Below are 13,662 nucleotides of genomic sequence, written 5' to 3'. Positions count from 1 at the left end.
ATATGACCAATTCAGTCCATTATTCCCAAGAGGGGTCCGCGGTGAGAGATTGCGCGGTTGAAGTCCTGGAAGACGTACAAGGTCGTGCCGACCCGCGGGCTATTGCTATCCAGCAGGTGGGTATCCGCGCCGTGCGCCATCCCATGCAGTTTCAGGATCGTGATGGAGCGGTGCAGCCCACCATCGCTCAATGCAATATGTATGTGAGTTTGCCTGCGCACTTGAAAGGCACCCACATGTCACGCTTCATCGAGGTCCTCAACGCGCATGAGAGCCCCTTCAGCGTGGAAAGCTTTGGCGCAGCAGTAGAACAAATGCGGCAGCGTCTGGAAGCGGATTCGGCGCGGTTGGAGATGCGCTTGCCGTTCTTTGTGCAGAAGGCAGCCCCCGTATCCGGTGTCAAGAGCATGCTGGATTATGAGGTAGAACTGATAGGTGAGATTACCCCGGCAGGTTATCTCCTGACCATAGGTGTCATGGTGCCCGTAACCAGTCTTTGCCCTTGCTCTAAAAGCATTTCGGAATATGGCGCCCACAACCAGCGTGCGCATGTCTGGGTCCATGTGCGTGCCCACGAAACGATCTGGATTAAGGACATTATTGATCTGATCGAAGCGGAGGCATCCTGTCAGCTTTACGGGGTGCTGAAGCGCCCCGATGAAAAATATGTCACGGAATATGCTTATGACCATCCCAAGTTCGTGGAAGATATGGTGCGGGATGTCGCCCTACGGCTACGGGAAGATCCGCGCGTGCGGTGGTTTTCGGTTTCTTCTGAAAACTTCGAGTCGATTCACAATCATTCGGCTTATGCCATGATTGAAATGGAAAAATAACTCATGGCGGGAAGCAGCATCGGCGAGTGTTTCCGGGTCAGCACCTTTGGTGAGAGTCATGGCCCGGCCATCGGCTGCATTGTCGATGGCTGCCCGCCAGGCATGCCGCTCAACGAAGCCGATATCCAGATCGAGTTGGATCGTCGCCGCCCCGGTCAATCACGCCATACTACCCAGCGTCAGGAATCCGACCAGATCGAGATACTTTCCGGTGTCTTCGAGGGCCTGACCACCGGTACGCCCATCGGGCTGCTGATTCGTAATACCGATCAACGTTCGCAGGATTATAGCAAAATCAAAGACCTGTTTCGCCCTGGTCATGCCGATTATACCTATTTGCAGAAATACGGTCGACGCGACTATAGGGGGGGCGGTCGCTCCTCGGCGCGGGAAACAGCGACCCGGGTCGCTGCCGGGGCCGTCGCCCGCAAGTTTCTGCGCGAGCATCTCGGCGTAAACATACAGGCCTGGATGGCGCAGATGGGTTCCCTTCATGCCGAGACTTTTGATGCGGCAGAAATCTCCCGCAATGACTTCTTTTGTCCTGATGCCCAGGCTGCGCTTCGTATGGCCGACTTTCTCGATGCCTTGCGCAAAGAAGGGGACTCCATCGGCGCGCGGGTAGATGCGCGTGTAACCGGTATGCCGGTCGGACTCGGTGAGCCAGTATTTGATCGTTTGGAGGCGGATATTGCCAAGGCGATGATGAGCATCAACGCGGTCAAGGGCGTAGCCATCGGCGATGGTTTCGCCGTGGTAGAGCAGCGGGGCAGCCATAATGGGGACGCGATAACCCCCACGGGATTTCAAAGTAATCATGCGGGCGGTGTTTTGGGCGGCATTTCTTCCGGACAGGACCTCACGCTGTCCGTGGCCATCAAACCGACCTCCAGTATTCGCATCCCGCGACAAAGCATCGATGTGCATGGTCAACCCGCCGAAGTGATCACCACCGGTCGCCATGATCCCTGCGTCGGCATCCGCGCAATCCCTATTGTCGAGGCTATGCTGGCGCTGGTGATCATGGACCACTGGATGCGTCACCGCGCCCAGAACGCCGACGTGCAGGCACCCCTGCCTCCCATTCCCGCCTAAGGTATGCAGGCAGACCGGGAAGGGGGCTGGCTCGCCACCTTCTATTTCCTGTACTTTTGCGCCCTGGGGGCGTTCATGCCCTACTGGGGTCCGTGGCTGCATGCCCAGGGCCAGGATCCCCTGGCCATCGGAATTCTCACTGCGGCGGTGCAGTTCAGCAAGGTGCTGGCGCCCAACCTCTGGGGCTGGCTGGCACACTTCTGGGGAAGTCGGCGGATCGTCCCCTGGGCGGCGCTAATTGCCGCAGCGGGTTTTCTTACCTTGTGGCTGGCCCACGGTGACTTTCTGGCCCTGCTGCTTATTACGCTGACTTTTTCCTTCTTCTGGGCGGCGACACTGCCGCTGGTGGACGCCACCACCATGGACTGGGCACAACGTCGTGGCACTGCCTATGGGCGCATTCGACTCTGGGGCTCCCTCGGATTTATCGCCCTGTCATTGGGCATGGGCGGGTTGATCGCCCGCTGGGGGATGGCCGCGTTTTTGCCTGGCATCACCATTTTTCTGGTGGGTGCATGGTGGGCCAGTCGCTATTTGCCCTATAGCGCGCTGCCCGTCGCCGATACCCCACGCCCTCGCCTCAGCGCTGCGCTCCGCCATGTGAGCCTCTGGTTTTTCCTGCTGGCGGGTTTGCTGGAACAGGCCAGTCATGGCGCCTATTACGCGTTTTATTCTATCTATGTGGAACAGCACGGTCTGGGAAGCGCCGCTGTCGGGATGCTGTGGGGATTTGCAGTGCTCTGCGAAGTCGCCTTTTTCTGGTGGGGGGATCGTTTTATCCGGCGCTGGGGCGTGCCACTGGTATTCACCGGCGCCTTTATTCTGACCGCCCTGCGCTGGGGGGTGATCGCCTGGTGGCCGGGACTGATATGGATCATTCTGGTGCAAACCCTGCACGCGGCCAGCTATGGCGCCTTTCACCTAGCGGCCGTACATTGGTTAGCGGACCGCTTTCCCGGTGTGCTGCGCGGGCGTGGTATGGCCCTCTATGCGAGTATCGTTTATGGTTTGGGAGGCGGCCTGGGAGCGCTCGGAGCCGGCTGGACATGGGCGCATTGGGGCGGACGCGGCACTTTTGCCGCAGCAGCGCTGCTGGCACTGTTAGGTGCATTTTTCCTGATATGGGCACTACAACCCGCACCGGCTCTTGAAAAAAAGGCCGAATGATCCCATTTCCTGAGCAACACCAATCTATGGGAGTCACTCCATGCGTACCGATAAACTGACCACCAAATTTCAACAGGCGTTCCAGGATGCCCAGAGTCTCGCTCTAGGCCAGGATCATCAGCAGATGGACCCCATCCATCTGCTGATTGCTTTTCTTGATCAAGAAGGTGGCATCGCCCGGCCGCTCCTGTCAAAGGCCGGCGTACGGGTCGATGCCCTGCGCAATCAGTTGAACCGCGTGCTGGAGTCGCTGCCGAAGGTACAAGGGCATCCGGGAGAGGTGCAGGTGGGCCGCGATCTCACCAACATGCTCAACCTGGCCGACAAGATGGGCCAGAAACGCGGTGACACGTACATCTCCACCGAACACTTCCTGCTGGCCTTGCTGGATGACAAGGGTGAGGCCGGGCGCCTCCTGAAAGAGGCGGGCGCCACCATCAAAGATCTGGAACAGGCCGTCCACGACCTGCACGGCGGGGAGAAAATCAATGATGTCAATGCCGAAGAGCAACGTCAGGCACTGGAGAAATACACCGTTGATTACACAGAGCGGGCCAGTCAGGGCAAACTGGACCCGGTGATTGGCCGTGACGACGAAATTCGCCGGACCATTCAGGTCTTGCTGCGGCGCAGCAAGAATAATCCGGTCTTGATCGGCGAGCCGGGGGTGGGCAAGACGGCTATCGTCGAAGGATTGGCCCTGCGCTTGATCAATGGCGAAGTGCCAGAATCCTTGCGCGATAAACGCCTGTTGGGTTTGGACTTGGGGGCGCTGATTGCGGGTGCCAAGTTCCGCGGCGAATTCGAGGAACGCCTGAAGTCCCTGCTCAATGACTTGGAGAAGAGTGAAGGCAAAATCATTCTTTTCATTGATGAGATTCATATGCTGGTTGGGGCAGGAAAGGCTGAGGGCTCCATGGATGCGGGCAACATGCTCAAGCCAGCGCTGGCGCGCGGTGAATTGCATTGCATCGGTGCCACCACCTTGGATGAATACCGCAAATACATCGAAAAGGATGCGGCTCTGGAGCGCCGTTTCCAACGGGTGCTGGTGGACGAGCCCAGTGTGGAAGATACCATCGCTATTTTGCGTGGCCTGAAAGAACGCTATGAAGCCCATCATGGCGTACGCATTACCGATCCGGCACTGGTCGCCGCAGCACAGCTTTCACATCGCTATATCACCGACCGTAACCTGCCCGACAAAGCCATAGATCTGATGGATGAAGCCGCCTCCCGCATTAAGATGGAGATCGATTCCAAACCTCAGGAACTGGATGAGCTGGAGCGCCGCATCATTCAGTTGAATATTGAGCGGGTGGCACTAGAGAAGGAAAAGGATGAAGCCAGCCGTAAGCGTCTGGGTATTCTGCAAACTCAAATCAGTGAGTTAGACCGCAAATATCAGGAGTTGGAAGAAGTCTGGAAGGGCGAAAAGCTGGCGATTGAAGGTACCTCACAAATCCAAAAAGAATTGGACCGCAAGCGTGTCGAGCTGGATACGGCACGCCGTGCCAACGACTTAGAACGTATGGCGGAACTGCAATACAGCTCTATTCCGGCATTGGAAGCGCAACTGCGCAATGCCGAAATCCATGCAGAATCTGCTGGTTCAGGTACCAAACCCACCCTGCTGCGCACGGAAGTCGGCGAAGAGGAAATCGCCGAAGTGGTCGCCCGCTGGACCGGTATTCCTGTCTCGAAAATGCTGGAGGGCGAGAAGGAAAAACTCCTGAAAATGGAAGAGCGTTTACAGGCGCGGGTGGTGGGCCAGAGCGAAGCCGTCGCGGCGGTATCCAACGCCATTCGCCGCTCCCGGGCAGGGCTGTCAGATCCCAGGCGTCCCAATGGTTCTTTCCTTTTCCTCGGCCCCACGGGGGTTGGTAAAACGGAGTTGAGCAAGGCCTTGGCCGAGTTCCTTTTCGACAGTGAAGATCATCTGGTGCGGGTCGACATGAGTGAGTTCATGGAGAAACATTCGGTGGCGCGCCTCATTGGAGCGCCACCCGGATATGTGGGCTACGAAGAAGGCGGGTACCTTACCGAGGCGGTGCGGCGCAAACCGTATTCCGTCATCTTGCTGGATGAGGTGGAGAAGGCCCACCCGGATGTCTTCAACATCCTTCTGCAGGTGCTCGATGATGGCCGCCTTACCGATGGCCAGGGGCGCACCGTGGATTTCCGCAACACGGTGATTGTCATGACCTCCAACCTGGGTTCCGACCGGATTCAGGAATTCGGTCGGAAGGGGGACTATGACGGCATGCGCGTTGCGGTAATGGATGTGGTGCAGGATCATTTCCGCCCGGAGTTTCTCAATCGCATTGATGAGTTGGTCATCTTCCATCCGCTCACCGCAGTGCAGCTCCGCGAGATTACTGAGATTCAAATGGGTTTCCTACGGGCACGACTGCGCGAACGGGATATGGGACTGGTGCTCAGTGATGGCGCACTGGATCGTTTGGCCGAGGTCGGCTATGACCCCGCCTATGGCGCGCGTCCCCTCAAAAGGGTGATTCAGCGGGAAATCGAAAACCCCCTCGCACAGCAATTGCTGCGGGGCGATTTCGGACCCGGTGAGATTGTTGAAGTGCTTCTTGAAGGCGATAGCTTTACCTTTGCCGGACGGCGCCCGCACTGAGTGCGGGTGACGAAACAAGGGCAGCCCGAGCGGTGATCTCGGCGTAGAACTGTGACAAGTTCTGCGCCATCCGATCTTCCGACCATTCTGCGGCGAGTTGGCGGGCTTCTGCTGCCAATTGTGCGCGCTGGCCATTATCTCGCAGCAAGGTAATACAATGACCAGCAAAGTCCATGGGGTCATTGCGGGCACTGCGAGTGCCCTTACCGAAGCCAAGCAGGTCCACGCTGCCCAGCGCGGGTACACCCACCACCGGCAATCCCGCCGCCAACGCCTCAATCAAAACCATCCCCTGCGTTTCCGTCTGAGAAGGAAACACGAAAAGGTCAGCAGCTGCATAAGCGTCTTTCAATGCCTCTTTGCGCTCCAGATAACCGAGAAAGCATATCGAACCCGCTAAAGCTCGCGACTGTGCGAGGGTTTCCAACACGGAGCGCGCCGGGCCATCACCGGCCAGCATCAATAATACATCCGGCATTTGCTCCAGAATATGCGGCAGTGCATTGAACAGCAGTGGAATATTTTTTTCTGGCGCAATCCGGCCTGCATAAAGCAGGACGGGACGTTGCTCGCTAATACGGTGCTGCTTGCGGAATTCCGCGCCGTTTCCCCCCGAAAAATGTTCGGGCCTCACCCCCGTCGGAATGACCCGTACGGGCTGATTGATGCCGTAACTCCAGAGAATTTCCGCCATGGCGCGCGACGGCACGACAACACCATCGACTCCGTGGCATTGCTGCCACGATAAACGCCGTACTGAGTCACGGCGCAGGCGACCGGGAATTTTTGGATAATAATGATCCACATAGCCCTCAAAGTACGTGTGATAAGAGAGCACAGCAGGTATGTGCCAGCGGCGCGCCAGGCGCACCCCGTGATAATGGGCAACAAATGGGGTCTGAATATGGATCAGGTCGTAAGCGGTTTTGCTCAGGTTGTGGTGCACGGAGCGCAAGGCACGAAACTTCATGAAGCGCTCTTCGGAGTACAGGGGAATCCGCCAGGAAGGTATACGCCACAAAGCCCGCTCATCGTCATCTGGCGTATATTTTTTGCGACCGTCATAGGCAGGGAGCAGGATATCCACTTCATGCCCCTGACCAATCAATCCTGCACGAAAGCTTTCGATAGAACTGGCCACCCCGCTGATTCGGGGAAAATAGGTATCCGTAATCATCAGTATGCGCAAGATACGACTCCGGCAAGTAAAGGGGGTTCCCAGCCTGCATGCCGGAATCCCCTTAGTCTGCCAGAGCAAGATGACAGTTTCATGACGCTGCCGTGCTATGTGGCGCGCAGAAGCCCCTATTTTTTAGGGGTGGCCAGGTGCTGCAAAGTGCCCTCATCTTCCAGTGTGCTGGTATCCTGGGTGATCTCTTCGCCACGGGCAAGAGAACGCAGCAGACGGCGCATAATTTTACCGGAACGGGTTTTCGGCAAGGCGTCAGTGAAGCGAATGTCGTCAGGACGGGCTATCGCCCCGATCAGTTCGGTCACCTGCGCCCGCAGTGCCGCACCCAGTTCATCACGATCAACGCCCTGATATTGATGTTTCAGTATAACAAAGGCACAAATAGCCTCACCCTTGATTTCATGAGGAATACCAACCACCGCCGCTTCCGCGACCGCAGGATGCGCCACCAGCGCCGATTCCACCTCCGCCGTGCCCAAACGATGTCCGGAGACATTGAGCACGTCATCAATGCGTCCCATCACCCAGAAATAACCGTCTGCGTCGCGGCGCGCGCTGTCCCCGGCAATATAGTAGCGATTACCAAACTTGGCCCAGTAGCTCTCTACATAGCGCTCCGGATTACCCCAGATGCCCCGCAACATGCCTGGCCACGGCCGATCAATGACCAGGTAGCCACCGGCATCAGGAGCGGTGATCGGGTCGCCCTGGTCATTGACAATGCGCGCGCCGATGCCGGGGAGGGGGAGGGCGCAAGAACCTGGCTTGTTGGCTGCCACACCGGGCAACGGCGCGATCATGTGCCCCCCGGTTTCTGTCTGCCACCAAGTGTCGGCTATCGGGCAGCGCCCACCGCCAATCTGTTCGTGGTACCACATCCAGGCCTCCGGATTCATGGGTTCGCCCACCGAACCCAGGAGCCGCAGGCTGGAAAGATCATGGCGCTGCGGCCATTCGTCGCCCATTTTCATAAAAGCGCGCACCGCCGTCGGTGCCGTGTAGAGAATGCTGATGCCATGCCGCGCAATCATTTCCCAGAAGCGGTCCGGCTGCGGATACATGGGTGCCCCTTCATAGAGGAAGATGGTGGCGCCATTCGCCAGCGGACCATAGACCACATAGCTATGGCCGGTGATCCAGCCGATATCGGCGGTACACCAGTAGACATCCTCAGGCTTGACATCAAAAACCCAGCGGGTGGTGAGCATGGTCCAGAGCAAATAGCCTGCACTGCTGTGGAAAACCCCTTTAGGTTTACCGGTACTGCCCGAGGTGTACAGAATGAAAAGCGGGTCCTCTGCTTGCATAGGTAGGGCAGGGCAATCGGCGCTCATACCGGCGATAACATCCTCCCACCAGACATCACGACCTTCCTGCATATCGATGTCGACGCCGGTTCGACGCAGGACAATAACCCGCCGCACGGAGTGTTCATGCTCCCGCAGCAGCGCCTGATCCGCATGGCGTTTGAGTGGCACGACCTTGCCCGCACGCCAGGCGCCGTCGGCGGTGATCAGTATCTTGGCATCCGTATCCTCCAGACGGTCCTTGAGGGCTTCCGCTGAGAATCCGCCAAACACCACCGTGTGGATCGCCCCGATCCGCGCACAGGCGAGCATGGCGATGACCGCCTCTGGCACCATGGGCATGTAGATCGCGACCCGGTCCCCCTTTTGCACCCCCTGATGTTTGAGAGCATTGGCAAAAAGGCACATTTTGCGGTGTAACTGCGCGTAGGTCAGGGTTTGGACGCTGCCATCCTCGCCCTCCCAAATCAAGGCCGCCTTGTGCCGAGTTGCGCCTTGCAGATGGCGATCCACGCAGTTGTGCGCGACATTGAGCTGGCCATCGCTGAACCAGCGATAGAACGGGGCACGATCGGTCTCCAGCACCTGTTGAAATGGAATATCCCAATCTAGGTATTCGCGCGCCAAATCTCCCCAGAAGCGATGAGGATCTTCGCTCGCCTGACGATTCAAACGAGCAAAGGTTTCTGCATTCATATTGGCCTGCCGGGCAAAATCAGCAGGGACGGCAAAGGAGCGGGTTTCGGCTAAGGTAGAGTCAATGGATGGCGGCATGGATTACTCGGCGAAGGTGTCATCAGGGATGAAGAGGCAGCCTTTCAACATAGCACTGCACAAACTTTGTGGCCACTCATACTGGTGGCCAGTGGGCTCACGCGGTTGCTGCCTCCGGTATCATATTGCCTTCCAGCACATAGGTCTCAGCTTTGGTGAGCGCCGCAGGTGTCCCGAACAACACCAGCACATCCCCGGGCTTGAGTACCGTATCAGGAGAAGGTTCGCGCCCGCGAATCCCATGGCGGCGCACCGCTACGACTGCCACCCCGAAACTGGTCAGATTCAGTTCGCGCAGACTGAGGTGGATGGCAAAAGCCGTTTCGCCCAGAGCGATAGACGCCAGTCGCGCCGAATCCTGATCTTCGCCCGGCTCCGAACTCCCCCAGAAGGCCCCCCGAAAAAACTGGTAACGCTCCTGCCGGAAACGCCGCACCCGACGTAGCACCGTACTGATCGGGAAACCAATCAACAACAAGGCCTGCGCGGCCAGCATCAGAGCCCCTTCAGTCACTTCCGGCACCACTTCATCGGCACCGGCGGCCTCCAATTTCTCCAGCTGACTGTCGTCATGGGCACGGACGACTACCGGCAGATCGGGGCGCAATTCCTTGATAATGGATAGCACGCGCTGGCTCGACGTAACATTCGCATAGGTGATCACTACAGCCCGGGCCGAAAAAATCCCTGCTGCTTGCAACACATCGCGGCGACTGGCATCCCCATAAAAGATGGATTCACCCGCAGACTGCGCCTGGCGTACGCGTACCGGGTCCAGATCAAGGGCAACAAAAGGAATCCCTTCCTCTTCCAAGACCCGCCCCACGCTTTGTCCCACCCGGCCGTAGCCACAGAGCACGACATGGGCCTGCAAATTTGCCGAGCGGATGTCAGCCAGTTGCTGATCGCGATGGCCGCGATAGCTGCCCACCAATTGGCGCGCCAACCAGCCATTGCGCTCCACCAGGATGGGTGCCAGCATCATCGACATGAGCATGCCGCCGAGGACCGGTTGCAGCACGTGGGCAGGCAACAGTTGGTACTGATTGGCTAACGCCAGCAGCACAAAGCCAAACTCCCCTGCCTGTGCCAGCACAATGGCTGAGCGCAATGCCACGCCCGGCTCGTAGCCGAAAAGACGGGCCAGCCCCCAGACCAGCGCGCCCTTCAGCAGCAGAAGCATGGCCAGCACGATTAAAACCCAGGCCAGATTCGCCCACCACGCCGGAAGATCCACGAGCATACCGATGGTGACGAAAAAGAGTCCCAGCAAAATGTCGCGGAAAGGCGCAATGTCCGCTTCCACCTGATAACGGTAGGCCGTCTCAGAAATCAGCATCCCCGCCACAAAGGCCCCCAAGGCCAGCGACAACCCTGCCTGTTCGGTGACCCAAGCCAGACCCAGGGTCACCAGTAACACGTTGAGCATAAACAGCTCAGTGGATTTGCGATTGGCCACGAACTGAAACCAGGGCCGCATCACCGGCCGCCCGATCACTAACAAGACCAACAGCACCAGCACCGCCTTGAGTCCGGCCATAGCCAAATCATGGGGCAGATTGGTGGTCGAACCAGCAAGGGCCGGGATCAGAATCAGTAGCGGCACCACGGCCAGGTCCTGAAAAAGCAGCACACTCACCGCAATACGCCCATGCCGGGTCTGCATTTCCATTTTTTCGGCCAGTGCGCGCACGACCATGGCGGTGGACGACATGGCCAGAATTCCACCGAGGATCACCCCAGTCTTCCAGGAAAGCGGGATGAGTAAAGCGATGCCGACGAAGACCAGACTGGTCAGGACCACCTGCGCCAGCCCCATTCCGAAGACCAGGCGACGCATGCTCAAAAACTGCGCCAGACTGAATTCCAGCCCGATGCTAAACATCAGGAAAACCACGCCGAAAGCGGCAAGTTGTCGGGTGCTGGCAAGATCCGGCACTACAGCCAGGGCATGTGGACCGAGAATGATGCCGGTCAGCAGATAAGCAAACACTGCCGGCAGACGCAGGTAGCGCAGAAAGCCAACCAGCAACACCCCGGTGGCCAGGAGCAGGATAATCGTCAACAGACCGTGGTCTTGCATGTTCCTCCTCGAATATGGCGACACCCTCTCTGGAGCGCCATTTATTGTTTGCAGCAGGAAATAGAAAGGTCTGAGCCCGGACAAAAGGGCAGGGCTATGGCGCCTTATAGGAAGACGACGGCTTTCTGCTATGATAACGGGAAAAGGAGGATCACGCATGTACATCGTTACTGGCGGTGCCGGTTTTATTGGTGCCAATCTCGTGCAAGCCCTCAATCAGCGGGGCATTACGGATATCCTCGTCGTGGACCACCTGACCCGCGCCGACAAGTTTCTTAATCTCACCGATCTGGAAATTACCGACTACATGGAGGCAGAAACTTTTCTCCGCCTGGTAGAAAACGGACACCTGAAGGGCATCGAGGCTATTTTCCACGAAGGGGCCTGCTCCGACACCATGGCCACCGACGGCCGTTACGTCATGGAAAACAACTTCACCTTTAGCAAAACGCTATTACATTGGTGTCAGCGTCATAATGTCCCCTTTCTCTACGCCTCCAGCGCCTCCGTCTATGGTATGACCGGCGCCTTCGTCGAGGAGCGTGCCGCGGAATCCCCGCTCAACATCTACGGATTCAGCAAATTTCAGTTCGATCAGTATCTCCGACGGATGTGGGCAGATTTGCGCGCCCCGGTGCATGGCTTTCGCTATTTCAACGTCTACGGTCCACGCGAGTTCCATAAAAATCGCATGGCCTCAGTGGCGCTGCATTTTTTCAACCAATACCGGCAGGATAATCATGTTCGCTTGTTTGCGGGTACGGACGGCTATGCCGATGGCGAGCAACGGCGTGATTTCATTCACATAGACGATGTGGTTGCCGTCAACATGCACTTTTTGGATCACCCGCACAGCGGAATCTACAATGTGGGCACCGGGCAGGCGCAGAGTTTCAACGAAGTGGCGGTCGCCGTCATCAATAATCTGGAGCGCCGCGCAGACCACCCGGCACAAAACCTGTCTGCACTGCAGAGAGCGCAGGCTATACGCTACGTCAGTATGCCCGAGGCCCTGAACGGCAAATATCAGAGCTTCACCCAGGCAGAAGTGAGTAAGTTGCGTAGCGCGGGATATGCCAAACCCTTCCTGACGGTGGAGCAGGGGGTGGATCGCTACGTGCGATGGCTGGCGGAGCGGCCGACTTGATGGACGGGCGGGTACTCGTTACCGGTGCTGCGGGATTCATCGGTTTTCATATGGTCCGTCGCTTACTGGCAGATGGCTGGATTGTCAGCGGCATAGACAATCTCAATGACTACTATGATCCCGGCCTGAAAAGAGATCGCCTGGCGCAACTGGAGGGACATCCCGCTTTTCAGTTTCAGCCCCTGGATCTGGCCAATCGCGAGGCTATGCAGACACTCTTTGCGGGTCCGCACTTTGACGTTGTCATCAATCTGGCTGCCCAGGCGGGAGTGCGGCATTCCCTGGAAGCACCGCATAGCTATGTGGACAGCAATGTCGTGGGCTTTCTGAACGTGCTGGAGGGCTGCCGTGCGCAGGGGGTAAGCCACCTGCTCTTCGCTTCCTCTAGTTCTGTATACGGTGCCAATAATCGCCTGCCCTACAGCGTCCATGATCCGGTAGATCATCCGCTCAGCCTCTATGCGGCCACCAAGCGGGCGGGCGAGCTCATGGCACACAGCTACGCCCACCTGTATGGCATCCCCAGTACAGGATTACGGTTTTTTACCGTCTACGGGCCTTGGGGGCGTCCCGATATGGCGTATTTCAGCTTCACGCAGAAGATTCTGGCCGGACAACCCATCCCCGTATTCAACCACGGCCAAATGCAGCGCGACTTCACCTATATTGATGACATCATCGAAGGGGTGACGCGCCTCATTCCGCATGCACCGGGAGCGCAAAATACCTGGCCGGAAGACCCGGCAAGCAGTGCGGCACCATTCTGCATCCACAACATTGGCAACCACACGCCCATTGCACTCACGGACTTCATCCATACTCTGGAGGGATGCCTCGGCAAATCCGCGCAGATTGAATGGCTCCCCATGCAGGATGGCGATGTGGTGGCTACCTATGCCGACGTTTCGCCATTACAGCAGAGCGTAGGTTTTGCCCCAGACACCCCCTTGCACAAGGGACTGCAACACTTTGTGAACTGGTACCGCCAGTATTATGGCTGAGAGAAGCTCCCTGAATATGATGCCTACCCACCAACCGTTAACCCTTCGCAGCCGCACGGAATTCCTGTGGCGCCAGTTGCGTTACACCGGGGCAGGTCTGGGTTTCATGCTGCTGTCTCTCGGCATGGGCGTATTGGGCTATCATTTTCTGGCGCATATCGACTGGATCGACAGCCTGCTGAATGCCAGCATGATTCTTAGTGGCATGGGGCCGGTTTCCGGCCTACACGGCACGGTCGCCAAATTGTTTGCCAGTGCTTATGCGCTTTACTCTGGCGTTGTCTATCTGGCTGTTTCTGCGGTACTTTTGTATCCTCTGGTCGAGCGCCTTCTGAAGATTTTGCACCTTCGGGCGCTCAATACGCCCTCTCCAGCACAGAGAAACCAACACCCGGAACTCTCAGAAGACTGACTCATTA

Annotated in this window: 10 protein-coding genes; 7 read left to right on the top strand and 3 right to left on the bottom strand. The window is 57.6% G+C overall.

The features are described from left to right. Positions 1-2 precede the first annotated feature (2 nt). Genes folE2 through clpB form a run of 4 tightly spaced genes read left to right on the top strand, consistent with a single transcriptional unit; the run spans position 3 to position 5,739 of the window. On the top strand, positions 3-836 hold the full coding sequence (gene folE2, locus H2515_RS07315; protein ID WP_232821612.1) for a GTP cyclohydrolase FolE2: 834 nt from the start codon (positions 3-5) through the stop codon (positions 834-836). 3 nt (positions 837-839) lie between these two features. Next, positions 840-1,931, top strand: coding sequence for a chorismate synthase (gene aroC, locus H2515_RS07310; protein WP_198661300.1), 1,092 nt, complete (start codon positions 840-842; stop codon positions 1,929-1,931). A 3-nt stretch (positions 1,932-1,934) separates the two neighbouring features. Continuing rightward, a complete protein-coding gene (locus tag H2515_RS07305; protein WP_065413572.1) occupies positions 1,935-3,098 on the top strand; it encodes an MFS transporter in 1,164 nt (387 codons plus the stop codon). 40 nt (positions 3,099-3,138) lie between these two features. Next, positions 3,139-5,739: an ATP-dependent chaperone ClpB gene (clpB, locus tag H2515_RS07300; protein WP_198661299.1), complete on the top strand. Its 2,601-nt coding sequence runs from the start codon at positions 3,139-3,141 to the stop codon at positions 5,737-5,739. On the opposite strand, the gene H2515_RS07295 is transcribed toward clpB, so the two are convergent. The 3 genes from H2515_RS07295 to H2515_RS07285 form a co-directional block, all read right to left on the bottom strand. After that, positions 5,711-6,928 carry a glycosyltransferase gene (locus H2515_RS07295; RefSeq protein ID WP_065413574.1) on the bottom strand — a complete coding sequence of 406 codons (1,218 nt, stop codon included), beginning with the start codon at positions 6,926-6,928 and terminating at the stop codon, positions 5,711-5,713. The genes clpB and H2515_RS07295 overlap by 29 nt on opposite strands. Positions 6,929-7,044: 116 nt before the next feature. Then, positions 7,045-9,012, bottom strand: a complete 1,968-nt coding sequence (gene acs, locus H2515_RS07290) for an acetate--CoA ligase (RefSeq protein WP_198661298.1) — start codon at positions 9,010-9,012, stop codon at positions 7,045-7,047. 97 nt (positions 9,013-9,109) lie between these two features. Beyond that, entirely contained in the window at positions 9,110-11,095 is a 1,986-nt protein-coding gene (locus tag H2515_RS07285) for a cation:proton antiporter domain-containing protein (protein ID WP_065413576.1), read from the bottom strand. 157 nt (positions 11,096-11,252) lie between these two features. On the opposite strand from H2515_RS07285, the gene rfaD reads away from it, so the two are divergent. The 3 genes from rfaD to H2515_RS07270 are packed head-to-tail and all read left to right on the top strand — an operon-like array spanning position 11,253 to position 13,655. Then, complete coding sequence (rfaD, locus tag H2515_RS07280; RefSeq protein WP_035192839.1) at positions 11,253-12,242, top strand: ADP-glyceromanno-heptose 6-epimerase; 990 nt, start codon at positions 11,253-11,255, stop codon at positions 12,240-12,242. Beyond that, a complete protein-coding gene (locus H2515_RS07275) occupies positions 12,242-13,243 on the top strand; it encodes an NAD-dependent epimerase (RefSeq protein WP_198661429.1) in 1,002 nt (333 codons plus the stop codon). Before rfaD ends, H2515_RS07275 begins: the two co-directional genes overlap by 1 nt. Positions 13,244-13,259: 16 nt before the next feature. After that, a complete protein-coding gene (locus tag H2515_RS07270; protein WP_223306812.1) occupies positions 13,260-13,655 on the top strand; it encodes a hypothetical protein in 396 nt (131 codons plus the stop codon). Positions 13,656-13,662 lie beyond the last annotated feature (7 nt).

It is taken from the genome of Acidithiobacillus ferrivorans (assembly GCF_016250455.1).
GTDB classification, from domain to species: domain Bacteria; phylum Pseudomonadota; class Gammaproteobacteria; order Acidithiobacillales; family Acidithiobacillaceae; genus Acidithiobacillus; species Acidithiobacillus ferrivorans.
The sequence above is the reverse complement of the archived record's forward strand: the minus strand, read 5'-3'. Positions and strand labels throughout refer to the sequence as shown.

Excerpts from the sequence above, each read along its gene's own strand:
- H2515_RS07275 (WP_198661429.1), top strand. The coding sequence starts at position 12,242 with ATGGACGGGCGGGTACTCGTTACCGGTGCTGCGGGATTCATCGGTTTT.
- folE2 (WP_232821612.1), top strand. The coding sequence starts at position 3 with ATGACCAATTCAGTCCATTATTCCCAAGAGGGGTCCGCGGTGAGAGAT.
- H2515_RS07305 (WP_065413572.1), top strand. The coding sequence starts at position 1,935 with ATGCAGGCAGACCGGGAAGGGGGCTGGCTCGCCACCTTCTATTTCCTG.
- rfaD (WP_035192839.1), top strand. The coding sequence starts at position 11,253 with ATGTACATCGTTACTGGCGGTGCCGGTTTTATTGGTGCCAATCTCGTG.
- H2515_RS07270 (WP_223306812.1), top strand. The coding sequence starts at position 13,260 with ATGATGCCTACCCACCAACCGTTAACCCTTCGCAGCCGCACGGAATTC.
- aroC (WP_198661300.1), top strand. The coding sequence starts at position 840 with ATGGCGGGAAGCAGCATCGGCGAGTGTTTCCGGGTCAGCACCTTTGGT.
- acs (WP_198661298.1), bottom strand. The coding sequence starts at position 9,012 with ATGCCGCCATCCATTGACTCTACCTTAGCCGAAACCCGCTCCTTTGCC.
- H2515_RS07285 (WP_065413576.1), bottom strand. The coding sequence starts at position 11,095 with ATGCAAGACCACGGTCTGTTGACGATTATCCTGCTCCTGGCCACCGGG.
- clpB (WP_198661299.1), top strand. The coding sequence starts at position 3,139 with ATGCGTACCGATAAACTGACCACCAAATTTCAACAGGCGTTCCAGGAT.